Source organism: Paenarthrobacter sp. PH39-S1 (genome assembly GCF_030063245.1).
Lineage (GTDB): Bacteria > Actinomycetota > Actinomycetes > Actinomycetales > Micrococcaceae > Arthrobacter_M.
In genome coordinates this window covers 1-781 of sequence record NZ_JASISR010000120.1, presented here as the reverse complement: position 1 = coordinate 781, position 781 = coordinate 1, and the positions used below count along the sequence as shown (strand labels likewise).

The following is a 781-nucleotide window of genomic DNA, read 5'->3' as shown; positions in this document are numbered from 1 at the left end:
TGCCGCACGAGGCGCAGCCCGGGGCGGGAGTACGGGCGCCGGTGCAGCCAGGCGGCCTCAATGAGGAGTTTGCGGGCGTATTTGCTGCCGGCCTTCGTGATCGGTCCCTGATGCCGGGACTGGCCAGAGGACTGTTCGCTGGGCACCAGTCCCACGTAGGAGCCGATCGTGGCGCCGGTGAACCGTGTCCAGTCGCCGATCTCCACGGCGAGCCCGAACCCGGTTGTGACCTCGATGCCGCGCAGGCACATCAACGCATCGACCACCGGCGTGTACTCACAGTTTTTGGCGACCTCCGCGATGCGTTGGTCGATGCGCTTCAGCCGCGCCGCCAACAGTTCGGCTTCCTCCACGTCGGCCTCGTAGGCGAACTGCAGCATTGCCGAGTCGAAGCGCTGGCGGTGCAACCACCCCTGATGGGACTGGGTCCATTTCGTCTTTTCCGGGTACCGGATGCCGTGGCGGAGCAGGATCGCGTTCACGTGCTGGCGGGCATGGGCCAGGTTCTTCGCCGCCGTGGCCCGCAACCGCGACAGGTCACGCAGGTCTTCCTGCTCCCGCGTGGGCACGCGGACCTCTGTCACCTGCCCCAGGGCGAGCATTTCAACCAAAAGCCGGGCATCTCGCTTGTCGGTCTTAACCTTGTCGCCCGGTGCCCGCAGCAGCTTCGAGGACGCCGCGACCACACAGTCAATGCCGGCCTCCCGCAGGAACCTCGCCAGCACGTACCCGGTCGGCCCGGACTCGTACACGGCCTTCACCGGGGCTTCGAAGCGGCGGA

The 781-nt window shown here is 67.1% G+C and carries 1 protein-coding gene; it reads right to left on the bottom strand.

All coding sequences use genetic code 11. The features are described 5' to 3' along the window. The coding region (locus tag QMG52_RS21795) for an IS110 family RNA-guided transposase (RefSeq protein WP_283562486.1) at positions 1 to 781 on the bottom strand (781 nt) is incomplete at both ends.